This window comes from Nocardia sp. NPDC046763 (genome assembly GCF_040645495.1).
GTDB lineage: Bacteria > Actinomycetota > Actinomycetes > Mycobacteriales > Mycobacteriaceae > Nocardia.
Genome location: NZ_JBEYYI010000033.1, coordinates 68,529 through 91,154 on the forward strand (window position 1 = coordinate 68,529; position 22,626 = coordinate 91,154).

21 protein-coding genes are annotated in these 22,626 nt (G+C 68.8%); 14 read left to right on the top strand and 7 right to left on the bottom strand.

What is annotated here, in order from left to right; translation table 11 throughout:
- Window positions 1-18: 18 nt before the first annotated feature.
- Window positions 19-597 (bottom strand): LppP/LprE family lipoprotein, encoded by a 579-nt coding sequence (locus tag ABZ909_RS37180; protein WP_357009686.1) that lies wholly within the window; start codon window positions 595-597, stop codon window positions 19-21.
- A 64-nt stretch (window positions 598-661) separates the two neighbouring features.
- On the opposite strand from ABZ909_RS37180, the gene ABZ909_RS37185 reads away from it, so the two are divergent.
- On the top strand, window positions 662-877 hold the full coding sequence (locus tag ABZ909_RS37185) for a hypothetical protein (protein WP_357009689.1): 216 nt from the start codon (window positions 662-664) through the stop codon (window positions 875-877).
- A gap of 26 nt (window positions 878-903) precedes the next feature.
- Here ABZ909_RS37185 and ABZ909_RS37190 read toward each other — a convergent pair whose 3' ends face one another.
- Complete coding sequence (locus ABZ909_RS37190; RefSeq protein ID WP_357009692.1) at window positions 904-1,935, bottom strand: LacI family DNA-binding transcriptional regulator; 1,032 nt, start codon at window positions 1,933-1,935, stop codon at window positions 904-906.
- Window positions 1,936-2,008: 73 nt separating this feature from the next.
- On the opposite strand from ABZ909_RS37190, the gene ABZ909_RS37195 reads away from it, so the two are divergent.
- The 10 genes from ABZ909_RS37195 to ABZ909_RS37240 all read left to right on the top strand — a co-directional run bounded on the left by ABZ909_RS37195 (window position 2,009) and on the right by ABZ909_RS37240 (window position 15,333).
- Window positions 2,009-3,454: an MFS transporter gene (locus tag ABZ909_RS37195; RefSeq protein ID WP_357009694.1), complete on the top strand. Its 1,446-nt coding sequence runs from the start codon at window positions 2,009-2,011 to the stop codon at window positions 3,452-3,454.
- A gap of 4 nt (window positions 3,455-3,458) precedes the next feature.
- On the top strand, window positions 3,459-5,138 hold the full coding sequence (locus ABZ909_RS37200; RefSeq protein WP_357009697.1) for a hypothetical protein: 1,680 nt from the start codon (window positions 3,459-3,461) through the stop codon (window positions 5,136-5,138).
- 71 nt (window positions 5,139-5,209) lie between these two features.
- Window positions 5,210-5,692 (top strand): Lrp/AsnC family transcriptional regulator, encoded by a 483-nt coding sequence (locus ABZ909_RS37205; protein WP_357009700.1) that lies wholly within the window; start codon window positions 5,210-5,212, stop codon window positions 5,690-5,692.
- Window positions 5,693-5,914: 222 nt separating this feature from the next.
- The gene (locus ABZ909_RS37210) at window positions 5,915-9,433 is read left to right on the top strand and encodes an indolepyruvate ferredoxin oxidoreductase family protein (protein WP_357009703.1); all 3,519 of its coding nucleotides are present in this window, start codon (window positions 5,915-5,917) and stop codon (window positions 9,431-9,433) included.
- A 174-nt stretch (window positions 9,434-9,607) separates the two neighbouring features.
- The gene (locus tag ABZ909_RS37215; protein ID WP_357009755.1) at window positions 9,608-10,678 is read left to right on the top strand and encodes a Glu/Leu/Phe/Val dehydrogenase dimerization domain-containing protein; all 1,071 of its coding nucleotides are present in this window, start codon (window positions 9,608-9,610) and stop codon (window positions 10,676-10,678) included.
- 34 nt (window positions 10,679-10,712) lie between these two features.
- Window positions 10,713-12,233, top strand: a complete 1,521-nt coding sequence (locus ABZ909_RS37220) for an amino acid permease (RefSeq protein ID WP_357009706.1) — start codon at window positions 10,713-10,715, stop codon at window positions 12,231-12,233.
- Between the two features lie 109 nt (window positions 12,234-12,342).
- On the top strand, window positions 12,343-12,825 hold the full coding sequence (locus ABZ909_RS37225) for an adenosine-specific kinase (protein WP_357009709.1): 483 nt from the start codon (window positions 12,343-12,345) through the stop codon (window positions 12,823-12,825).
- Window positions 12,826-12,905: 80 nt separating this feature from the next.
- Window positions 12,906-13,406, top strand: coding sequence for a hypothetical protein (locus ABZ909_RS37230; RefSeq protein ID WP_357009712.1), 501 nt, complete (start codon window positions 12,906-12,908; stop codon window positions 13,404-13,406).
- An 88-nt stretch (window positions 13,407-13,494) separates the two neighbouring features.
- Window positions 13,495-14,346: a thioesterase family protein gene (locus ABZ909_RS37235; protein WP_357009758.1), complete on the top strand. Its 852-nt coding sequence runs from the start codon at window positions 13,495-13,497 to the stop codon at window positions 14,344-14,346.
- A 33-nt stretch (window positions 14,347-14,379) separates the two neighbouring features.
- On the top strand, window positions 14,380-15,333 hold the full coding sequence (locus tag ABZ909_RS37240; RefSeq protein WP_357009714.1) for a LysR substrate-binding domain-containing protein: 954 nt from the start codon (window positions 14,380-14,382) through the stop codon (window positions 15,331-15,333).
- Here ABZ909_RS37240 and ABZ909_RS37245 read toward each other — a convergent pair.
- Window positions 15,282-16,187 (bottom strand): serine hydrolase, encoded by a 906-nt coding sequence (locus ABZ909_RS37245; protein ID WP_357009717.1) that lies wholly within the window; start codon window positions 16,185-16,187, stop codon window positions 15,282-15,284. The two genes, ABZ909_RS37240 and ABZ909_RS37245, sit on opposite strands and share 52 nt — an antisense overlap.
- A gap of 154 nt (window positions 16,188-16,341) precedes the next feature.
- Between ABZ909_RS37245 and ABZ909_RS37250 the strand changes: the two genes are divergently transcribed.
- Window positions 16,342-18,120: a penicillin-binding transpeptidase domain-containing protein gene (locus tag ABZ909_RS37250; protein ID WP_357009720.1), complete on the top strand. Its 1,779-nt coding sequence runs from the start codon at window positions 16,342-16,344 to the stop codon at window positions 18,118-18,120.
- A gap of 79 nt (window positions 18,121-18,199) precedes the next feature.
- On the top strand, window positions 18,200-19,108 hold the full coding sequence (gene bla / locus ABZ909_RS37255; protein WP_357009722.1) for a class A beta-lactamase: 909 nt from the start codon (window positions 18,200-18,202) through the stop codon (window positions 19,106-19,108).
- A gap of 27 nt (window positions 19,109-19,135) precedes the next feature.
- Here the strand turns inward: bla (ABZ909_RS37255) and ABZ909_RS37260 are convergent, their stop codons facing one another.
- Entirely contained in the window at window positions 19,136-19,327 is a 192-nt protein-coding gene (locus ABZ909_RS37260) for a hypothetical protein (protein WP_357009725.1), read from the bottom strand.
- Between the two features lie 33 nt (window positions 19,328-19,360).
- On the opposite strand from ABZ909_RS37260, the gene bla (ABZ909_RS37265) reads away from it, so the two are divergent.
- Window positions 19,361-20,266 (top strand): class A beta-lactamase, encoded by a 906-nt coding sequence (gene bla, locus ABZ909_RS37265; protein ID WP_357009727.1) that lies wholly within the window; start codon window positions 19,361-19,363, stop codon window positions 20,264-20,266.
- A 27-nt stretch (window positions 20,267-20,293) separates the two neighbouring features.
- On the opposite strand, the gene ABZ909_RS37270 is transcribed toward bla (ABZ909_RS37265), so the two are convergent.
- The 3 genes from ABZ909_RS37270 to ABZ909_RS37280 all read right to left on the bottom strand — a co-directional run bounded on the left by ABZ909_RS37270 (window position 20,294) and on the right by ABZ909_RS37280 (window position 22,621).
- Window positions 20,294-21,124, bottom strand: coding sequence for a hypothetical protein (locus ABZ909_RS37270; RefSeq protein WP_357009729.1), 831 nt, complete (start codon window positions 21,122-21,124; stop codon window positions 20,294-20,296).
- Between the two features lie 74 nt (window positions 21,125-21,198).
- A complete protein-coding gene (gene sigI / locus ABZ909_RS37275) occupies window positions 21,199-22,065 on the bottom strand; it encodes an RNA polymerase sigma factor SigI (protein ID WP_357009732.1) in 867 nt (288 codons plus the stop codon).
- 133 nt (window positions 22,066-22,198) lie between these two features.
- Window positions 22,199-22,621 (bottom strand): helix-turn-helix domain-containing protein, encoded by a 423-nt coding sequence (locus tag ABZ909_RS37280; protein WP_357009734.1) that lies wholly within the window; start codon window positions 22,619-22,621, stop codon window positions 22,199-22,201.
- Window positions 22,622-22,626: the final 5 nt, after the last annotated feature.

Consider the following 22,626-nt stretch of genomic DNA (forward strand, 5'->3'; position numbering starts at 1 on the left):
CCTCGGGTTACGGACGGTTCAATTGTGCGGCGGGAGCTGGCCGTCGGCCTTCACAGTGGTGCCGGTGAGGTTAAAGGTGACCACGCTGGGTCCGCCCTGGGGGCAGCACATGGGATCGTTGCCGTTGAGCCAGTGGTAGGTGAGCGACAACGAGGTACGAGTCTTGCCGGTCACCATCGTGTACATGTACGGGTCGGGGGTGGCGGTCCCCAGGTAGGTGCCGTTGGTGAAGAACAGAACGTGGGTGTACGGGTGGTTGGTGTCGGAATTCACCGTCATCCAGGACAGCACCCCGGCACAACCCGCGGAGATCTGATCATCGGCCGCCTGACCCGCCTTCCACCCGCCGACCGGCGGCGGCGACAGCCGTGCGATGGCGGCCCGGGCCAGGTCGGAATTGATGTCGAGGCAGAGCCCGTGGCCGCTGCCCGCCGGAGCGGCGGACTGCTGGGCGGCGGAAGCCGAGGTGGGGGTTGTGGAGGTGGGGGCCGTCGAGGTGGTGGTCCCGCAGCCGGTGGCCACCGCCGCGAGGGCGGCGCCCATCGCGAGAATGGCCAGTGACCTGGTCTTCATGGCTTCCCGCCGCGCACGCTTCACCCTTAGATCATCGGGGTGCCGGAAAGTGGCGTTAGCGGCAGGGTCCCGATACGGGATCGTCGGCATGCCGTCGGCGGGTACCGCGTTCTGCCACAAGGGATTCGCCGGGCTGCGCTCAGTCCTACTCCTGATGCGCCGCCACGAACGGCGCGTCGACACCCGCCTTGCCGAACCGGAAGGCGCCGCCGAGCGCTTCGGTGCGGCCGGGCATGGGCTCGTCGAAGAACCGCCGGTCTCGGCGATGAATGCCTCCTGCCCGTCGGGTATGTCGTCCTCGTAGTAGATGGCCGGACCCGGCGGCGCGATCTAGGTGGTTCGGGGTGGCGGGGCGGTTGAGGATCGGACCTCGAGGTGGACCGGGACGACGATATTGGGCTGGTCGATCGGGCGGGAGTGGAGGGCGTCGATCAGGAGGGTGGCGGCGCGGCAGCCGATGGCGCGGCGGTCCACGGCCAGGGTGGTGAGGGCCGGGGACAGGGAGGGGGAGGTGGGGAGGTCGTCGTGGCCGATGACCGAAACATCCTCGGGCACACGCAGTCCGCAGTCGGCGGCGGACAGGTAGGCGGTGTGGGCGATGTAGTCGCTGTTGGTGATGAACGCGGTGGGCCGGTCGTCCGGGTGCGCCCGCAGGGCCGCGGTGACCGCGGCGCGGGCGGCGTCGGCGGAGAGTTCGGTGGTCACCGGGAGTGCGGTGAATCCGAGTTCGGCGCCGAGCCGCCGGAAGCGTTCCAGCCGTTCGGGATCCGGGGACTTCTCCGGTGGCGCGACCACCATGGCCAGCCGCCGGTGTCCCAGCCCGAGCAGATGCCGCACCGCGAGATCGACCGAGGTCTCCTGGTCCGAGCGCACGCTCATGGTGAGCCCGGGACGCTCGCGGTCGGCGGTGTCGAGCAGCACCACGGGCCGCCGGGTGACCGAATGCCATTCCCGCGCATGCGGACTCGTGCCGATGGGTGCGATGGCCAGCCCGTCCACGGCCCGATGCTGGAAGGCGTCGAGGAGCTGGCGCTCCCGGCCGGCGTCGTAGCGCGAGGAGCCGACCATGACGTCGTAGCCCGCGGCGGAACAGGTTTCGTCGAAGCCGTCGATCACATCGAGGAAGTGCGGGTTGCGCAGGTTGCGGATGAGCAGTCCCAGTACCCGGGTGCGCCGGGTGCGCAGGGCGACCGCGGAGGCATTGGGCCGGTAGCCGAGTTCGGTGGCGCGTTGGAGAATGCGCTCTCGCAGCTGGTCGCTGACGCCGGGCCGCCCGGCGAGTGCCAGGCTGACCGCCGAAATGGAGACTCCGAGCGATATCGCCACATCGCGCTGCGTGATCGGTTCGCTCCCGGCTACCACGGAGAGAAACACTAGCGAACGGAGGCTGAACTCGGATGACCGCGCTCTGAACTCTCGACAACGTCCGAGGCGGATGCTCGCCTCAACACCTCTACCTTTGCTAAAACGATTGAGCAATTCGATCCCCCCAGGAAGGATCATCGTGTCCGGCGATGCCTTTTCAGTCCTCGACTCCACCGAGCTGACCACCTTCCACCGCAAGGTGACCGTGCTCTCGGCCGCCGGAATGTTCCTCGACGGCTTCGACATCACGGTGATCGCGGTCGCGCTGCCGACCGTCACCAAGCAGTGGCACCTGTCCAGCTTCATGGCCGGTGCGCTCTCCGCGGCCGCCGTCGTCGGAATGTTCGTAGGCGCGTTGGTCTTCGGCCGCCTCACCGATCGGCTGGGCCGCAAGAAGATGTACCTGGTGAACCTCATCGGGTTCGTCTTCTTCGCCCTGGTCGCCGCGCTGGCCCAGGACGCCTGGCAACTGCTGGCCTGCCGCTTCCTGCTGGGCCTGGCCCTGGGCGCGGACTACACCATCTCCACCGCGCTGCTCGCGGAATACGCGCCCGCCCAACGCCGCGGCAGCCTCATGTGCCGCCTCGGCGCCACCTGGTTCGTGGGCGCGGCGACCACCTACGCCTTCGCGCTGGCCCTGCTCCCGCTGGGCGACGCCATGTGGCGCGTCATGCTGGTCCTGGGTGCGGTGTTCGCGCTGATCGTGCTGTGGATGCGGCGCAGCATCCCGGAATCCCCACGCTGGCTGGCCGCCCAGGGCCGCGGCGAGGAGGCGAACGCCGTGCTCACCGGACTCGGCGACGCCACCGTACGCCTGTCCGGACCCGCTGCACCGCAGCATGATTCACCGTGGCGCACGCTGCTGACCATGCCGCTGCTGCGCTACACGTTCTTCTGCTGCGGGTTCTGGTTCATGTACACGCTGTCGTACTACGGCATCACGCTGTACACGCCGACCATCCTCAGGCAGGTCACCACCGGTACGACCGGCACCTATACGGGATCGCTGATCATCGCCCTGGTCGGCGTCGCCGGCGCGTTCACCGGCGTCGCCCTGGTCGACCGGGTGGGCCGCCGTCCGCTGCTGATCGTCGGCTTCATCGGTATGTTCCTCGCGCTGACGGTGCTGGCGCTGTGGCCGAACCCGGGACTGACCGGCCTGGTGGTGCTGCTCGGCGCGGCGGTGCTGTTCGCCAATTCCGGCCCGGGCATCGTGAACCTGGTCTATCCGAGCGAGGTCTTCCCGACCGCCGTGCGCGCCACCGCCAACGGCCTGGGCACCGCGGTGTCGCGGATCGGCGCGATCATCGGCACCCTGTGGCTGCCCACGCTGATCAAGTCGTGGGGCCTGCACCACGTGCTGTGGCTGTTCGTGGGCGCGAGTGTCATCGGCCTCGCCATCGCGGCCACCCTGGCCCCGGAGACCAAGGGGCGCACGCTGGAAGAGCTCTCGGCGGAGATCTCCGGCTCCGGCCGGACGCAATCCGGTTCGGCCGCACCGGAATCCGTGGGCTGAGCCAGTGACCTTTCCCGATCACACGATCCGGCCGGGCGCGGCACTCGACACGGACGGCCGGTATCGGGGGCTGGAACGCGGTCCGGCCGAACCGCGGTCGGCCCGCACCGAACTCGCCCCCGGCGCCACCCTCGACCCTGGCGCGACCATCGCGCGATTCGTTCAGCTGACCGACTTCCAGATCGCCGACCCGGTCTCCCCCGGCCGTCTCACCTTCCTGCACGGACTGGCGGGCCGGCCCGGGTGGGAGTTCATGTTCCCGGCCTACCGCCCGCAGGAACCGGTGGCGTTGCAGGCCTTCGAGGCCACTGTTCGCACGTTGCGCGAACTCGGCACGGACACCATCGATTTCGTCGTCACCACCGGCGACAATATCGACAGCGCGCAGTCCAACGAGCTGTCGGCCCTGTTCGCCCTGCTGGACGGCGACACCGTGCTCGACCCGAACTTCGGTGCGACCGAGACCAAAACGCTCCCCGCGCACGCCGTCTCGGCCGAGTTCTACAACCCGGAACCGGAATCCCGCGACGTCTACAAGCGCGAGCACGGATTCCCCGACATTCCGGGCCTGCTGGCGGCCGCAGCCCGCCCCTTCCGCACCCGCGGCCTGGGTGTGCCCTGGCTGGCCTGCTTCGGCAATCACGACTGCCTGGTCCAGGGCCGCGCGCCCGTCACCCCGGAGTACCAGGCGCTGGTCACCGGCGACAGCGCGCCCACGGCGCTGGGCATCGAGCCGCCCGCCGATCCGATGCGGCGGTATCTGCCCGATCCGACCGTCTTGTCGCAGGGTCCGGCCGTACCCATCGCCGCCCGGGCCGACCGCCGGGTCATCAGCCCGGCCGAATACGTGCGCGCCCACCTGGACAGCCCCACCGAGCCGCGCGGCCACGGCTTCACCGAGCAGAACCTGACCGAGGGCACCACCTACTACAGCTACGACGCGGTCCCCGGCGTGCGGATGATCGTGCTGGACTCCACCCACCCCGCCGGGCACGTCACCGGCAGTATCGGTGCACGCCAATGGGATTGGCTGGTCGGTCGGCTGATCGCGGCGCACTCGTCCTATCGCGGCGAGGACGGCGCGATCGTCCGGACCGGGAACCGGGACCGCGTCGTGATCATCGCCTCTCACCACGGGCTGGGCATGCTGACCAATACGACACCCGACCCGGACGGCGAAACCCGCTACCTCGCAGCCGATCTGGAGGCCCTGCTGCACCGCTTCGGCAATGTGGTGCTGTGGATCGCCGGGCACGAGCACCGCAACGAGGTGACCCCGCGCCACCGTCCCGGTCCGCCGGAGGACGCCGCGGGCGGATTCTGGCACGTACTCACCTCCGGCCTGTGCGAATGGCCCTGCCAGACCCGCCTGCTGGAACTGTCCATCCCCCAACAGGATTCGAATCATCTGATCATCCGCTCCACCATGATCGACCACTCCGCCCCCGAGCGCCCCGGCCCGCGCTTGGAGCTGCTCGATCTCGCGTCCCTGCATCGCGAACTGTCGTTCAACGAGCCCACCCGGGTCGGCGGACCGCACTCCGCGGGCACCCCGGCCGATCGCACCGTGGACCTGATCGTCCCCGTATCCCCCGCGTTGCTCACCTCCCTGCGCGGCGTAGCCGACGCCACCACCTCGACGTGCGATCACGACGGCAATGCCGTGGTCCCGGGCCTGAACTGAGCCATGGACGGCGAGCCGGAGCAACGTTTCCGGCCTGCCGGCCCCCGCCTGCCGCTGTGCGACAATGCGGCATGAGCATCAAGATCGACGGCCTCGATTCCGCGCTGCTCGCGGAGTTGGCGGCCGATCCGCGGGTGCCGATTCTGGAGTTGGCGCAGCGGCTGGGGATCGCACGCAACACCGTGCAGGCGCGGATGAAGCGGCTCGAGGCGTCCGGTGCGGTGCGGGGGTATCCACCGGATGTGGATCTGCAGGCCATCGGGTTCGCGGTGCACGCGTTCCTGGGCATCGAGGTGAACCAGAACAGGATGAACGACATCGTCGAGGCATTGCGGGAGTTCCCGAACGTGCTCGAGGTGCACGCGACGACCGGGCGCGGGGATCTGCTGGTGCGGATCGCGGCCCGGTCCCAGCCGGATCTGCTGTCCATCATTCAGCGCGTGCATGCGATTCCCGGCGTGAAGCACACCGAAACCATGCTGGCCCTCGCGACTCCGGTGGAGTACCGGTCGCTGCCGCTCGTCGAGCATCTGACGAGCCAGCCCGCCGACTGACGAACCGGCCCAGGCGCAGCATGAGATGGGCCGGGGCCGAGGACGCTCGAGCAAACTGCTGCGTGCGTCACAGTGTTCCAGATCACTTTTGAGCAGTCTGATCAAATTTTCGCGCGTCTGTTGACACAGATCACACATCACGGCAGATTTCGCTGCACCGATCGCTTTGGTCCCTTGGTTTGCAGCTCACGATCTGGGCTGTGGAGAGTGTGGTGACTGTTCATGACCGACGTTGCCTGCGCGCCTGTACGACAGGCCGAACCGGCTACGCCCTACGACCTCGCCGACCGATACCGGTCCGGCGCGGGTCCGGTCCTTCTCACCGGAGTGCAGGCCATCGCCCGCCTGCTGGTGGAACAGCATGTCCGCGATATGCGCGCCGGCCGCCGGGTCGCGACCTTCGTGTCCGGGTATCAGGGCAGCCCGCTGGGCGGGGTCGACAAGATGCTGCTGGGCATGCCGAATGTGCTGTCCGAACACGACATCGCCTTCGTGCCGGGCTTCAACGAGGAGCTCGCGGCCACCTCGGTGTGGGGTAGCCAGGCGGATCTGCCCGCCGGGACGGCGACGCACGACGGCGTCGTCGGTGTCTGGTACGGCAAGGGGCCCGGCGTCGACCGGGCCACCGACGCCATCCGGCACGCCAATATGTACGGGGTGAATCCGCGCGGCGGCGTGCTGCTGCTGGTGGGTGACGATCCGGCCTCCAAGTCCTCGACCGTGCCCGCGGTGAGCGAGCGGTCGCTGGCGGCCATGGGTGTGCCGGTGCTGTTCCCGCGCAATGCCCGCGAGATCATCACGATGGGCATGCAGGGGGTGGCGCTGTCGCGGGCCTCGGGTTGCATCGTGGCCATGAAGATCGTGGCGGATGTCGCCGACGGTGCGTGGACGGTGGATTCCTCGGTCGCCGAGCTGCCCATCGCAGTACCCGAAGTGCAGTGGGAGGGAAAGACTTTCGCCTACCGGCAGCGGCCGATGGCGGCGCCCGCGGACAGCGTGCTGGCCGAGGCCGACCTGTACGGGCCGCGCTGGGCCACCGTGCGCGCCTTCGGGGCGGTCAATGATCTCGATGTCATCGAGGTGGATCCGGCACACGCGCGGATCGGCATCGCGGCCACCGGCACCACCTTCGACGCGGTGCGTCAGGCGCTGGTCGATCTGGGTGTGGACGAGGCGGCCATGCACCGCACGGGCATTCGCCTGCTGCGCATCGGCATGCCGTATCCGGTTGGGGCGCAGCGGGTCACCGAGTTCGCCCGGGGTCTGGAGCAGGTGATCGTGGTCGAGGACAAGACCGCGTTCATCGAGACCCAGATTCGCGAAATCCTGTACGGCACCGTCGATGCCCCGCAGATCATCGGCAAGCTGGACGGAAACGGCCTGCCGCTCATGCCGTTCGACGGCGAGCTCACCGCGGGCCGGCTGCTGGCCCCGCTGCGGCGGGCGCTGCGCGAGCGGGTCGAGCTGAAGAAGGCTCCGCCGCCCGCGCTCTCACTGGAGGTGCTGTCCGCCAAGCGCACCCCGTACTTCTGCAGCGGCTGCCCGCACAACCGCTCCACCGCACTGCCCGAGGGCTCGATCGGCGGTGGCGGCATCGGCTGCCACACCCTGGTCACCTTGTCCGGACGCAGCGACAGCGCGGTCACCGGCCTGACCCAGATGGGCGGTGAGGGCAGCCAGTGGATCGGGCAGGCGCCGTTCACCGATGTGCCGCACCTGTTCCAGAACATCGGCGACGGGACGTTCTTCCACTCCGGGCAGCTGGCCATCCAGGCGTGCGTGGCGGCGGGGGTGAACATCACCTACAAGCTGCTCTACAACGAGGTCGTCGCCATGACCGGCGCGCAGGACGTCGAGGGCGGGCTGACGGTCGCGAAGCTCACCCACAAGCTGACCGTCGAGGGCGTGAAGCAGATCGTCATCTGCGCCGACGATCCCAAGCGGCACAGCAGGAAGGCGCTGGCCAAGGGCACGCTGCTGTGGCATCGCGACCGTCTCGACGAGGCGCAGAAGATGCTGCGCGAGATCGAGGGCGTCACCGTCCTGATCTACGACCAGCACTGCGCCGCCGACGCCCGCCGCCAGCGCAAGCGCGGCACGCTGCCGGTGCGCAATACCCGCGTGGTGATCAACGAGGCGGTGTGCGAGGGCTGCGGTGACTGCGGCACCAAGTCGAACTGCCTTTCGGTGCAGCCGGTGGAGACCGAGTTCGGGCGCAAGACGCGCATCGACCAGACCTCCTGCAATACCGACTACAGCTGCCTGGACGGCGACTGCCCGTCGTTCGTGACGGTGGAGTTGAACCCGGATACCAAGGGGCGCAAGGGTTCCGAGCGAGCCGCAGCGAAGCGGCGAAAGGCGGCCGAGCCGCCCATGGTCAAGGCGGCCGAGCCGCCCATGGTCACCGATCCGGGACTCGGCGCTCCGCTGGGCACGCAGAACGTGCTCATCGCGGGCATCGGCGGCACCGGCATCGTGACGGTCAACCAGGTGCTGGCCACCGCCGCGCTGCGGGCCGGGTACGCGGTCGAGAGCCTGGATCAGATCGGGCTCAGCCAGAAGGCCGGGCCGGTGCTGTCCCACCTGCGGTTCTCCACAACGGAATTGGAGCCGTCCAACCGGCTCACCCCCGGCAGCGCGGACTGCATCATGGCCATCGATCTGCTGACCGCCGCCGATCCCAAGAACCTGCAGTACGGCAATCCGACCGCGACGGTCGTGGTCGCCTCGACCAGCCAGACCCCGACCGGTGACATGGTCTACGACAAGTCGGTGACCTACCCGGAGACCGCGCCGCTGCTGGATCGGCTTGCGGCGGTGTCGGATTCGCAGTTCGACTTCGATGCGCTGGCGGCCGCGCAGCAGCTGTTCGGGAACACCGCCGCCGCCAACTTCCTGATGGTCGGCGCGGCGTTCCAGACCGGCGGCCTGCGGCTGCCCGCCGCGGCGATCGAAGAGGCGATCACCATCAACGGGGTCGCGGTATCGGCGAATATCGCGGCATTCCGCTGGGGCCGCGTGGCCATCGCGGATCCGGTCGCGTTCGCCGCGGCCACCGATACTGCTGCGGCACAGCGCACTCCGCGGATCGCCCCCGCCGAGCTGCTGGCGGGCGCCAGCATCGAGGGCGAGGTCCGGAGACTGGTCGAACTGCGGGCCGCCGAACTGGTCGACTACCAGAACGCCAAGGTCGCCCGCCGCTACATCGATACCGTCCAGGCTGTCTGGAACGCCGAGCGCGCGGTCACCGAGCGCACCGAGTTCAGCGAGGCCGTGGCGCGCGGGCTGTACAAGTTCACCGCCTACAAGGACGAGTACGAGGTGGCCCGCCTGCTGGTCGACCCGGCCTTCCTCGACGAGGTGCGGGCCCAGGTCCCCGGCGGCAAGAACCTCACCTACAAGCTGCATCCCCCGGTGCTCCGCGCCCTCGGCCGCAAGAAGAAGATCGGCCTCACGCCCAAATCCCATGTGGCCCTGAAGCTGCTCGCCAAGGGCAAGTCCCTGCGCGGCACCAAGCTCGACCCCTTCGGCTACGCCCACGTCCGAAAGGTGGAGCGGGAGTTGCTGTCCCACTACACCGACATGGTCCACCGCCTCGCGAGCGAGCTCACCACCGACGGCTACGCCACCGCCACCGAAGCGGCGGCCCTGCCCGACCTGGTCCGCGGTTACGAGGACGTGAAGCTCGGCAATGTCGAGCTCTACCGCGCCCGCCTCCGCGAGCTCGGCCTCGACGGCTGACCGGACCGCTCACCTCCCCAATTCCAAACCCGACGCAGTACGGCGGCATCGTTCCCGCCGCCGTACCGCGGTGACCTGTGCCCGAAATCCGGGCACGACACCCGGCCGCCCACCACGCGGCCACCACCCAGCCGCCACAAGCGGCGTCCACGAAAGGAATCGATTGTGACCGCAATGCACACCGACGCAGGGGTTTTCGGCCGCTCGCACGAGCTGAGCGCTCGACGCCACGAGCAGGTGGTGTTCTGTGAGGACGACAAGAGCGGACTCAAGGCGATCATCGCGATTCACTCGACCACGCTGGGCCCGGCGCTCGGCGGCACCCGGATGTACCCCTACGCCTCGGAGTCGGCGGCGCTGGACGATGTGCTGCGACTGTCGTGGGGCATGACCTACAAGGCCGCGGCCGCCGGTCTGAACCTGGGCGGCGGCAAGGCCGTCATCATCGGCGATCCGGCCCTCGACAAGAGCGAGGAGCTGTTCGCGGCCTACGCGCGGTTCGTCGAATCCCTCGGCGGGCGCTACATCACCGCGGGCGATGTGGGCACCAACACCGATGACCTGGACGCCATCGGCCGCTACACCAGCCATGTCACCGGCCGCAGCACCGCGGCGGGCGGTTCCGGCGACAGCGCCCGGCTCACCGCGCTGGGCGTGTTCAACGCCATGCGGGCCGGTGCCGAATCAGTGTGGGGCGCACCCACACTGGCGGGCCGCACGGTCGGCGTCGAGGGTGTCGGCAAGGTCGGCCGCGAACTCATCCAGCTGCTGCTCGCCGACGGCGCGGAGGTCTGCGCGACCGACGTGAACGAGGCGGCGCTGGAACGCATTTCGAAGGACAATCCGTCGGTTCGACTGTTGAGCAACGTATCCACCGCTCCGGTCGACGTCTACGCCCCCTGCGCCCTCGGCGGCACGCTCACCGCGTCCAGCGCCGAGGCCATCGAGGCGAAACTCGTCTGCGGTGCCGCCAACAATCAGTTGGCCACGCCCGCAGTGGAATACGCCCTGAACGAGCGAGGCATCACCTGGGTCCCGGATTTCGTGGCCAATGGCGGTGGGCTCATTCAGGTGGCCGGTGAGCTGCGTCAGGCAGCGCCGGCCGAGGTCGAAGATGCGGTGAGGGGCATCTTCGACCGCTGCCGCGACATCATCGCGGAATCCAAGGCCGAGGGAATCGGCACCGGAGCGGCGGCCAACAGGTTCGCGGAGCGTCGTCTGGACGCCATCCCGCGGGCCCTCTGATCGCCGCACCGTAGTTTCAGAGAGGAGACGACAAGTGGCGTTCGCGAGCGGAGTGTTCCGCACCAAATCGGTCGAGCAGTCGATCCGGGATACCGATGAGCCGGATTCCAAGCTACGCAAGGATCTGACGGCGAGGGATCTCACCATCTTCGGTGTCGCGGTGGTCATCGGGGCGGGCATTTTCACGCTCACCGCCCGGACCGCGGGCACGGTGGCGGGACCCTCGGTCTCGCTGGCCTTCGTGTTCGCGGCCATCGCCTGCGGGCTGACGGCGTTGTGCTACGCCGAATTCGCCTCGACCGTGCCGGTGGCGGGCAGTGCGTACACGTTCGCGTACGCCACTTTCGGCGAGATCATCGCCTGGATCATCGGGTGGGATCTCATTCTCGAGTTCGCCCTTGCCGTTTCGGTGGTCGCCAAGGGGTGGTCGCAGTATCTCGGCGAGGTGCTCGGCGGCCTGGTGAATCCGGTCGCGCACGTCGGATCCATCTCGTTCGACTGGGGCGCGGTGGTCATCATCGCCGTCGTCGGCGTGCTGCTGGCCACCGGCACCAAACTGTCCTCGCGGGTCTCGGCCGTCGCGGTGGCCATCAAGCTGGCCGTGATCGCGCTCGTGCTGGTGGTCGGCGCCACCTACTTCAAGGCGTCCAACCTCAGCCCCTACATCCCGCCGGCGCAGCCCTCCGCGCAGGCCGGTGGCGTGCACCAGTCGCTGTTCTCCTTCCTGACCGGTTCCGGCGGAACGAATTTCGGCTGGTACGGCCTGCTGGCCGCGGCCTCGCTGGTGTTCTTCGCCTTCGTCGGCTTCGACGTGGTCGCCACCACCGCCGAGGAGACCCGCAACCCGCAGCGTGATGTCCCGCGCGGCATCTTCGGCTCGCTGGCCATCGTGACGGTGCTCTACGTCGCCGTCTCGCTGATCCTCACCGGCATGGTCCCCTACACCGAGCTCGCGAGCGGAAATGCCACCCTGGCAACCGCTTTCGCCCTGCACGGTGCGACCTGGGTGAAGAACATCATCTCCATCGGCGCGCTCGCGGGCCTCTCCACGGTCGTCATGGTCATGTTCCTCGGCCAGACCCGCGTCCTGTTCGCCATGGCCCGCGACGGCCTGCTCCCCCGCAGCCTCGCCCACACCGGCAAGCACGGCACCCCCGTCCGCCTGACCGTCATCGTCGGCGTCGTCTGCGCCCTCCTGGCCGGTTTCGTCGACTTCGGCACCCTCGAGGAAATGGTCAATATCGGCACCCTGGTGGCCTTCGTCCTGGTCTCCCTCGGCGTCCCGATCCTCCGCCGCACCCGACCCGACCTGAAGCGCGGCTTCCGAGTCCCCCTGGTCCCCGTCATCCCCATCCTCGCCGCCCTGGCCTGCTTCTGGCTGATGCTGAACCTCTCCATCGAAACCTGGCTCCGCTTCGTCATCTGGATGGCCCTGGGCATCGTCATCTACTTCACCTACAGCCGCCGCCACTCCATCCTGGGCAAGCAGCGAGCCCCCGGAGCGCAATCCATCCCGGCCGCCGAATCCATCCCCGCACCCGACCCCGTGTCCTGACCCAGCCCCAACAAGATCAGGGAGCTGTCACCGTGGGAATTCCCCGAATTCCCACTCCGACAGCTCCCTGATCTTGTTCCACGGCCGCGTAACGAGGGACGATAGCCCAATGGAACTGACAGCGGTGCCCATCGAGAATCCCGATGAGCTCAATGTCATCATCGGGCAGTCCCACTTCATCAAGACCGTCGAGGACATGCACGAAGCCCTCGTCGGCACCGGCCCGCAACTCCGCTTCGGGCTGGCCTTCTGCGAAGCCTCCGGCCCCCGCCTGATCCGCTGGTCCGGAAACGACAACGACCTCGTCGACCTCGCCACCAAGAACGCAACAGCCCTCGCCGCCGGGCACTCCTTCATCGTCTTCCTTCGCGACGGCTACCCCGTCAACGTCCTCAACGCGATCCGCCACATCCCCGAGCTCTGCACCATCTTCTGCGCCACCGCCAACCCCGTCGAGGTCCTCATCGCCGAAACCTCGCTCGGACGCGGCATCATCGGCGTCGTCGACGGTGCACCGCCCCTCGGGATCGAAACCGAGACCGACCGAGCCGACCGGCACCGACTGCTCCGCGCCATCGGCTACAAGCTCTGAGCCTGATTCGGAGCCCCGCGGGGTTGCGCTGTGTCCGAACGTTGTTCACGGGTTCCTTCTGCCCGATAGCCTGCGGTGGCATGAGCGTGCTGGTCGTGATTCGTGGCAACTCGGCCTCGGGGAAGTCGACCGCCGCCCTCGCGGTGCAGCAGCGGTTCGCGCGGGGCGTATGCCTCGTCGTGCCGCAGGACGTGGTGCGCCGGCAGATGCTGCGGGAACCGGATGCGGCCGGGGCCGCCAATATCGAACTGCTGGAACACATTGCGACATTCGGCCTGGCCCGGGGACTGGTGGTGATCGTCGAGGGAATCCTGAACGCCGGGCGGTACGGGTCGATGCTCGAGCGCCTCACCGCCGCCGCGGACCACGCTCTGCACTACTGCTTCGACCTCACCTTCGAGGAGACCGTCACCCGGCACATTGGCAGCTCCCGGGCGGCGGACTTCTCTCCGGAGCAGATGGCCGAGTGGTACCACGGCTGGCAGCCGCTGTCCTTCGCCGATGAGATCCGCATCGACGCGAGCTGGAGTCCCGAGGCGATCGCCGACCGGATTCATCGCGACATCCTGACCCTCCGGTGAGCGCGCTGAATCGGCGGTCCAATCGGGTGTTTGTCGTACAGCGTCTAGTGCGTCGGACGTGGGCTGATACGTTGGCTGGGTGACCCAGATGCATGACGTGACAGCGGTGGAGCAGGTGGCCTCGGACGAGGCCGGGACCAAGGCGTATTACCTCGCGCAGGGGGTGGGGGGCGAGGGGTTCGAGCGGTATGGGGCTACCGGGTCGACGGTGAGTGTGTGGGCGGCTTCCATGCAGCATGGGGCGCCGCCCTCGGCGTTGCTGGCTCGGGCGGTGGAGCGGTGTGCGCCTCGGGAGGGGACGCGGGTGGCCCGGTTGACGATGGAGATTTTGGGGCCGGTGCCGGTGGGGGAGGTCGAGGTGCGGGCGTGGGTGGAGCGGCCGGGGAAGCGGGTCGAACTGGTGGGGGCGGAATTGGTTGCGACGCAGGCGGATGGGAGTCGGCGGGCGGTGGCGAAGGCTTCGGCGTGGCGGATTGCCACGTCGGACAGTTCGTCGGTGGTGCATACGGCCGACGCGCCGCTGCCGGCGGTGCCGGAGGCGTCCGAGATCGGGTGGGGTGTGCCGGACGGGTGGGATGTCGGGTATGTGAAGTCGGTGGACATCCGGGCGGTGGAGAGTGACGACATCACTCGGCGGGTGTGGGTGCGGCCCCTGGTGGAGGTGGTCGAAGGGGAGGAGATTTCACCGCTGGTGCGGGTGTTCTCGGTGGCGGATGTGGCCAATGGGATTGGGGCGCAGCTGGATCCGTATCAGTGGACGTTCCTGAACACCGACCTGACGATCGACCTGTTCCGGCTGCCGGAGGGCGAGTGGATCGGACTCGAGGTGCAGACCTCGATCGGGCCGGACGGGGTCGGGATGTGCTCGACCGTGCTGCACGACGAGCGCGGGCCGATCGGGCGGTGCCTGCAGATTCTCGAGGTTCGCGCCCGGGCCTGACCCGGCGATAAGGAAACCGATATCGTCGATCGGATGGATCCGCTGCGTCAGTTGCGCTACTTCATCGCCGTGGCCGAGGAGTTGCACTTCGGCCGGGCGGCCGAGCGGCTACGGATCGCCCAGCCGGCGCTGAGCCAGCGAATCCGCAAGCTGGAAAGCGATATCGGGGCCCGGCTGCTGGAACGCGACAGCCGGCGGGTGGAGCTCACCGAGGCGGGGCAGATCCTGCTGGTGGAGGCGCGTGACCTGATCGCGCGCTGGGAGCGGGCGAAATCGCTGGTCGGCAAGGCTCATCGGGGTGAGATCGACGCGATGCGGGTGGGCGTGCCGCCCGAGCTGGCGGGCCGCGTGCTGGCCGCCATCCTCACCGCGTTCGAGAGTCGCCAGGTGCGGGTGGACCTCCAGGAGCTGACCACCGCCGAACAGGTGCGGCTGCTGGCGGATCGGCAACTGGACGCGGGGCTACTGCAGTACCCGGTGGATGTGGTCGGCCTGGAATCGGGCCCGGCGGTGGAGACCCCGCTGGGCGTGGTGCTGCCGCGTGATTCCCCGCTGGCCGCGCGGGCCACACTCACCCTGGCCGATCTGGCTGGGCACGGACTGGTCATCTTCCCGCGCGCCGCCGCGCCCGGCCTCTACGACGCCACCCTGCGCACCTGCTGGGAGCACGGCTTCCGCCCCACCTCGGTGCAGCACGCCCGCAATCCCGAATTCGTGCTCGGCATGGTGTTGTCCGGGCGCGGCGTCGCCTTCGACCAGGGCCTGGTGGCGCAGAAGGAGCCGCGCGTGGTGTGGCGGCCGCTGCCCGAGGGCACGCTGAGCTGGCGGCTCGCCCTGACCTGGCCGGCTGCCGCCCCGCACCCGCTGGTCCGGGAACTCGCCGACCTCATCGTCACCGTGGTGCAGGGTGACGGCGCGTCCCGTCCGGCCCCGATTCAGGATGCTCCACAGCGCCGGCCGTGGGATGTGGTCGCGGGCAGGCCGTGATCGATGCGCTCGACGGCCAGCCGCGCCGCCGCGCCGATGGCCCGATCCACCGCGGGCTGCCGCCCGGCCAGGCTGTGTGACGCGGTGAAAACCGCGACCGCGTATCGGCTTCCATCCGGATACCCGACCACCCCGATCTCATTGCGGATCCCGGGCAGCGTCCCGGTCTTGGACCAGATGTCCGTGCCCGGCGGGAACGCCGACGGCAGCCGCTGCCCGTACACCTGCTGCCGCATGAGATCCCGCACGAACCGGCATGCCTCGGGCGAACCCGCGCGATCCTCGCCGATGAGCCACAGCAGCCGGGTCATATCGCGCGCGGTCCCGGCCGTGGTGCGCAGCGGATCCACCGCCCGCGACCCGAACACCTCCGCCGCACTGGATTCCGGATAGCGCCGGGCGAATTCGTGCAGGTCACGCGCACCGATGTCCTCGGCCATGCTGTAGAGGATGTCGCGCAGCGAGCCCATGATCCGGGTGCCGGTGAGCCCGAGCTCCCGCGCCAGCGACCGCACATTGTCCACGCCGACCCGATCGAACAGCAGGTCGGCGGCGGTATTGTCGCTCACGGTGAGCGCGAAATAGGCGGCGTCGCGCAGGCTGAATTCGACATCGTCGTGGCAGCCCGCGGTGCCGACCCCGCCCAGCCGGTCCGCCGCTGTGGCCCGCACCCGGTCGGCCGGATCGAGCTGCCCCGCCGCCACCTGCCGCGCGAACTCCAGCACCAGCGGCACCTTCACCACCGAGGACAGCACCACCGGTTCGTCGGCGGCCCAGCCGAATTCGCCATCACAGTCGAAACAGCGGGCATGCACCCGGCCCTCGACACCGGCCGTCCGGAAGATCTCGTCCACTCCCCCAGCATCCCCGGTGCCCCGATCGGCCCGTCAACCGCCCGTGACGCCGCCCCGCGACACCGTGCACGCTGCAACGATACCGATCGCTATATCGGTTCTCATCCGTGTTGGTCTTGGACAGCCACCGGTGATCCGTGCTGGGGTGGCTGTCATGGCAGAGTTCAGCAGGAAGGCCCTCACCGGTGTCTGCGCCGCGGCCATGCTGGTCACGGCGACGGCATGCTCCGGATCGGATGCCACGTCCGGACTGTCCAAGACGGTCGACGGTTTCACGGACGCCCTCAACCGCGACGACGTACCGGCCGCCGCCAACGCCACCAGCGACCCGGCCAAAGCCTCCGCCGCACTCGGCCCGCTCTACGACAGCCTGGGCAAGCAGGTGCATTTCGAGGCGAGCAACATCGAGAAGACCGACAACGGCGGCACGTTCACGCTGGCCGCCACCTGGAAGCTGGGCAAGGACGGTAAGAACGAGTGGACGTACACCACCTCGGGTCGGGCCACACAGTCCGGCGGCGACTGGAAGATCCAGTGGGATCCCGCCACCGTCGCGCCCGGCCTCGATGTCGGCCCGCTGTCCTACAGCCTCGTCTACCCCGACCCCGCCAAGGTCCTCGACAGCGCCGGCGGTGATCTGCTCACCCAGCAGGTGGTGACCCTGGTCAACGTCGTGCCCGGCGCCGACACGGCGGCCGTCGCCGCGGCTCTGAAACCGGTCGCACCGGATGTCACGGCCGCGAGCCTGCAATCGGACATGGCCGCGGCCCAGGGCAAACCGATCACGGCGGTCGCCCTGCGTGAATCCGATTACGCCACGGTCCAGGCCGCCCTCACGAACCTCGCGAATGTGACCACCGCCCAGCAGACCCGGCTGCTGACCGTCGACAAGGCCCTGTCCTCCCCGACCTTCTCGGGCCTCTCCGACCTGTGGCAGCAGCAGGCCGACGCCGACGCCGGCTGGGCCGTCCGCGCCCAGGGCAGCGACGGCACCCAGCGGGTGGGCGGCCCGGATCCCAAGCCGGTCACCGATATTCACACCACCCTCGATATCGGTTTGCAGCGGGCCGCCACGGCCGCCCTGGCCCCGATCACCACGTCGGCCGCCATCGTCGCCGTGCAGCCGTCGACCGGAAACGTGCTGGCCATGGCGCAGAACGCGGCCGGTGACGCGCAGGGCCCGATCGGGCTGACCGGGCTGTACCCGCCGGGCTCGACCTTCAAGACGGTGACCGTCTCGGCCGCCCTGCAGGCCGGCCAGGTCACTCCCGACTCCATGGTCGCGTGCCCCGGCAAGGAGAACATCGAGGGCCGGGAGATCCCCAATGACAACAACTTCGACCTCGGCCAGGTGCCGCTGCACACCGCCTTCGCCAAGTCCTGCAACACCACCATGGGCCGGCTGGCGGTCCAGCTCGCACCGGACGGGCTGACCAATGCCGCCGCCCAGCTCGGGCTCGGCATCGACTATGTGACGCCCGGACTGACCACCGTCACCGGCAAGGTGCCCACCGCCGACACGCCCGCGCTGCGGGTGGAGGAGGGCATCGGGCAGGGCACGGTGACCGCCTCCCCATTCGGCATGGCGCTGTTGGCCGGCGCGCTGGCGCAGGGCACGGTCCAGCCGCCGACGGTGGTCCAGGGCCGGCCCGGCAAGCCCGACAGGCAGCCGCCCACGCTGCCGCCGGGCATTGCCGATCAGGTGAAATCCATGATGCGGGAGACGATTACGGGCGGCACCGCCACGGAACTGCGCGATATTCCCGGCCTGCTGGGCAAGACCGGCACCGCCGAGTACATCGATGACAAGCACGCGCACGGCTGGTTCGTCGGCATCGACGGGGATCTGGCGTTCGCCGTGTTCATCAGTGACGCGGGTAGTTCCGAGCCCGCCGTGCAGGCCGCGGGCCGCATGCTGCGCGCACCGCACTGACCCGTTCCCCACGAGACCAATTCCACACGGCGCGAGCCGAATACACCTTCAGCACTCGAAACGGATTGAGAGGCTTGTTTTGCCGACCCTGAAATATGGCGCCCTGATTTCCCTCCTCTTGCTGACGCCGCTGGCCGCAGGCTGCACGTCCGCGACAAAAAGCGAAGCCGCACAGAACAACTCCACCTCGATCAACAACACCGACGCCGACCTCGCGACTCTGGAGCGCGACCACGGCGCTCGCGCGGGCGTGTTCGTCGTCGACACCGGCACCGGGAAATCCTTCGGCCATCGCCAGGACGAGCGCTTCGGCTTCGACTCGACCTTCAAGGGCCTGGCCTGCGGCGCGCTGCTGCACGCGCATCCACTGGCCAGCGGATTCCTGGACCAGGTCATCCATTTCACCGCCGACGACGTGATCGCCGCCAGCGCGATCAGCAAAACCCGGGTCGACTCCGGCATGACCGTGAGCGAGCTCTGCCACGCGGCCATCACGATCAGCGACAGCACGGCGGGCAACCAGGTACTGAAACTGATCGGCGGCCCGGAGGGTCTCAATACCTTCCTGCGGTCGATCGGCGATCAGGTCACCCACATGGATCGCTGGGAACCGGATGTGAACTCCAATATCCCAGGCGACCAACGCGATACCACCACCCCCGCCGCCCTGGCCGCCGACTACCGCGCCCTGGTGCTCGGCGACGCACTCGCCGCACCCGAGCGCGCCCAGCTCACCGACTGGCTGCTCGCCGCCACCACCGGCACGGATCGCATCCGGGCCGGAGTCCCCGCCGACTGGAAGACCGCCGACAAGACCGGCACCGGCGCCGGCTACGGCGCGGCCAACGACGTCGCCATCACCTGGCCCGCAGGCAGTTCCGCACCACTGGTCATCGCCGTGCTGACCGACAAGCCGGAGCAGACCGCAGCCCCTGACATCCCCCTCGTCGCCGCCGTCACCAAGGCGTCCGTCGGGGCCGTCCGCTAGCCCGCGAGCCCGGCCGATCGGCGCGAGTCAGCGCTGCCGCGTCGAGCTGCCGCTGCCCAGGAAGTACGAACCGTTCTGTGGGTCAGTGCTGTTCATGATGGAGATCAGGTGCGTGCCATCGCTGGCCATCGACCAGAACGACATGGTGACTGTGCCGCCGGGGGTTTGGCAGGTCTGATCGGCTTTCACACGGCGCGAGCCGAATACCCCCTTCAGCACTCGAAAACGATTGAGAGGCTTGTTTTGTCGACCATGAAATACGGTGCACTGGTTTCCCTCCTGCTCCTCGCCCCGCTGGCCAGCGGCTGCGGCAGCGACTCGAAAACCGAAGCGGCGGTGAATGGACCGACCACCACCGCCGGCGCGGTCACCGACACCGCGGCGCTGCGCGCGCTCGAACAGCAGCACGGGGCCCGGGCGGGCGTGGTCGCCATCGATACCGGCACCGGTAAGACCGTCGGCTATCGGCAGGACGAACGGTTCGCCTTCGACTCCACCTTCAAACCGCTCGCGTGCGGCGCACTGCTGCACGCGCATCCGCTCAGCAGCGGATTCTTCGACCAGGTCATCCATTTCACCCCCGACAAGCTGGTGGCGAACTCGCCGATCACCAGCACCCACGTCGATACCGGCATGACCGTGGCCGAACTCTGCCAGGCCGCCATCACCCACAGTGACAACACCGCGGGCAATCAGATCCTCGAACTGCTCGGCGGGCCGCCGGCCGTCACCGCCTTCCTGCGCTCGATCGGCGACCAGACCACCCGCATGGATCGCTGGGAAACCGAGCTCAACACCAATATCCCCGGCGACGAACGCGACACCAGCACCCCGGCCGCCCTGACCGACGACTACCGCAAACTGGTACTCGGCGACGCACTGGCCGAACCCGAACGGACGCAGCTGACCGCGTGGCTGCTCGCCAACACCACCGGCGATGCCCGCATTCGCGCCGCGCTCCCGGCAGACTGGAAGACCGCCGACAAGACCGGGAGCGGCGACTACGGCACCGCCAACGACATCGCGGTCACCTGGCCTGCGGGCGGCGCCGCGCCACTGGTGATCCTGGTGCTGACCACCAAGCCGGATCAGGCTGCCGCATCGGACAATCCGCTGGTCGCCGCCCTCGCCAAGGAAGCCGTCGCCGCCGTCCGCTAGCCCGCGGGCCGGACGGAGTCGGGCGGGTCAGGACTGTCGCGTCGAGCTGCCGCTGCCGACGAAGTACTCGCCGTTCTCAGGGTCGGTGCTGTTCATGACGGAGATCAGGTGGGTGCCGTCGCTGGCCATCGACCAGAACGACATGATGACGGTGCCGCCGGGCGTTTGGCAGGTCTGACCCGCGGGTGCGAGTTCGGCGGTATTGCCGTGGCCGTCCAGGGTCCAGGAGCAGCCGTCTCCGGTATGGGCGGTCAGCTGTCCGGCACTCGAATCGATCTGCACCACACCGGTTTTCGGCTGGTATCCCGGGGAGGTCAGGTTGTTCAGGTAGGCGAGATTCGTGGGGTCGTACGCCCAGGAGCCGGTGAACAACCGTACCGCGTCACCCGGATCGGCGGCGTCGGCTCTGGTTCGCTTGCCGTTGGCGAGTTCGAAATCGAAAGTGCCGTACGGGAGATAGCTGTTGGCGCGGATCACCTCCTGCTCACGCCCGTCGCGCACGGTGACGTGCCAGTAGTAGATGTTGTAGCCCGAGCCGATCACCGAGTTGAAGCAGTACTGGTCGGTGCTGGTCAGATCCAGGGCGTCGCCGTTCACCCGGAAGTGCCACGTACAGCCCTGATCGGTGTGGCCGGTGATGTCCCCGTCCGCACCCCTGGCGAACTCCACCGTGCCGACTTGCGGATACGTCAGCGGCTCGAGGCCGAACTGCCCAACCGAGGCGATATCGGTGGCATCCGCGCGGTCGGGCTGCTCGTAGTTCCAGACGCCGAGGTATCGGTCCACATCGGCCGCCCGATCGGCGTGCGCGCCCGGCACGCTCCAGGTCAGCATCATTCCGAACAGCGCTGCTACCACGAGTTTTCCGTGCCGTGCACGAATCCTGTTGTGAGTCATGAATTCAAGACGGGACGCCGGCCCGGAAAGTTACCTCACACATCCACGGTCGCCTCGATGCTCACGATCCGATCGCCCGAAATGGTCAGCACCAGCACGCCGAACAGCTCCCGGTCCCGATAGGCCAGCAGGGCGGGCCGCCCGAACGCCGAATGCGTGACCAGCGTGACCCCGGGCCCCCAGAACGCGATCATATTGGCGGCCACCATCTCCGGCCCGCGGCTCGGCCGCGCCACGATCGGCGAGTCCGGCCGGAACGACGCGGTGCCCCAGACCTCCGGATCCAGCACCGCCAGCAGTTCGTCCAGATCCCCACCGGCACAGGCGGCGATGAACCGCTCGGTCACCGCCCGGTGTTCTGCCGGGGCCACCGGCCCGTCGGGCCGCCGCGCCTCGGACATCTTGATCCGCGCCCGGCGCGCCAGTTGCCGGCAGGTGCCGACCGGACGCCCGACGGTGTCCGCGACCAGTTCGAACGGCACCGCGAACACATCGTGCAGGATCAGCACCACCCGCTCGGCGGGCGCGAGGCGTTGCAGCATGCGGTACAGCGCCAGCTGCACCTCCTCGTCGAGGGTGATGCGGTCGACCGGGTCGAGGGGCATGGCGTGCGCGACCGGTGTCTCGGCCTCCAGCTGCCCCGGATCCCCGGCCTGCTCGCGACGCGCTCGCGCACTGCGCAATTCGTCGAGACACAGGCGGCTGGTGACCACGGTGAGCCAGGCGCGCTCGTCGCTCACCTCGCCGGGTCGCATGCGGGCCAGCCGGGTGAACGCCTCCTGCGCGGCGTCCTCGGCCGCCCCGATATCGCCCAGCAGCCGGAAGGCCAGGTCCACCACGTAGGCGCGATGCCGCCGCCAGGCTCCGGCGAAGGCGTCGTCCGGCCGATCCTCGGTGCTCATACCCATATGACGAGCCGCGCCCGCCGAAAGTTACCGGCCTCCGGAAACGCCGAGCGGCGGGGACCCGAAGTGGGCCACCGCCGCTCGTTCGGCGCGCTGACCCCGAAGGGACGGCATTGCGGCGCGGCGGTTGTCACGGGGTCAGTGCGTCGATGGTGGCGATCCGGCCCGCCATGACCTCGCCCAGCAGGCGTCGGAAGGTCGGGCACTCCGCGTGACTCGGAGCCGGGCAGGCGGCCGCGTGCCGCAGGCCGTCACGTACTGCGGTCAATTGTGCGATGGTGCGGTCCAATTCGTCGGCCTTGCCGATGAGCGCGGCACGGTCCACGCGCAGGTCGCCCTGGGGACCGAAGGCGACGACAATGTCATCGAGGGAGAAACCGGCGGTGCGGCCGAGCGCGATCAGTGCCAGTTGTTCCAGTACGGATTCGTCGAATTGGCGGCGGAGCCCGTGCCGGCCGGTCGAGGCGATCAGGCCCCGCTCCTCGTAGTAGCGCAATGTCGAGGCCGGGACGCCCGATCGGCGGACGACCTCAGCGATATCCAGACTGCTCACGGGAT

Coding starts and splice junctions, on each gene's coding strand:
- ABZ909_RS37240 (WP_357009714.1), top strand. CDS start 14,380: ATGGATCCGCTGCGTCAGTTGCGCTACTTCATCGCCGTGGCCGAGGAG.
- sigI (WP_357009732.1), bottom strand. CDS start 22,065: ATGAGCACCGAGGATCGGCCGGACGACGCCTTCGCCGGAGCCTGGCGG.
- ABZ909_RS37250 (WP_357009720.1), top strand. CDS start 16,342: ATGGCAGAGTTCAGCAGGAAGGCCCTCACCGGTGTCTGCGCCGCGGCC.
- ABZ909_RS37230 (WP_357009712.1), top strand. CDS start 12,906: ATGAGCGTGCTGGTCGTGATTCGTGGCAACTCGGCCTCGGGGAAGTCG.
- ABZ909_RS37185 (WP_357009689.1), top strand. CDS start 662: ATGCCGTCGGCGGGTACCGCGTTCTGCCACAAGGGATTCGCCGGGCTG.
- ABZ909_RS37195 (WP_357009694.1), top strand. CDS start 2,009: ATGCTCGCCTCAACACCTCTACCTTTGCTAAAACGATTGAGCAATTCG.
- bla (WP_357009727.1), top strand. CDS start 19,361: ATGAAATACGGTGCACTGGTTTCCCTCCTGCTCCTCGCCCCGCTGGCC.
- ABZ909_RS37205 (WP_357009700.1), top strand. CDS start 5,210: ATGAGCATCAAGATCGACGGCCTCGATTCCGCGCTGCTCGCGGAGTTG.
- ABZ909_RS37210 (WP_357009703.1), top strand. CDS start 5,915: ATGACCGACGTTGCCTGCGCGCCTGTACGACAGGCCGAACCGGCTACG.
- ABZ909_RS37225 (WP_357009709.1), top strand. CDS start 12,343: ATGGAACTGACAGCGGTGCCCATCGAGAATCCCGATGAGCTCAATGTC.
- ABZ909_RS37215 (WP_357009755.1), top strand. CDS start 9,608: ATGCACACCGACGCAGGGGTTTTCGGCCGCTCGCACGAGCTGAGCGCT.
- ABZ909_RS37235 (WP_357009758.1), top strand. CDS start 13,495: ATGCATGACGTGACAGCGGTGGAGCAGGTGGCCTCGGACGAGGCCGGG.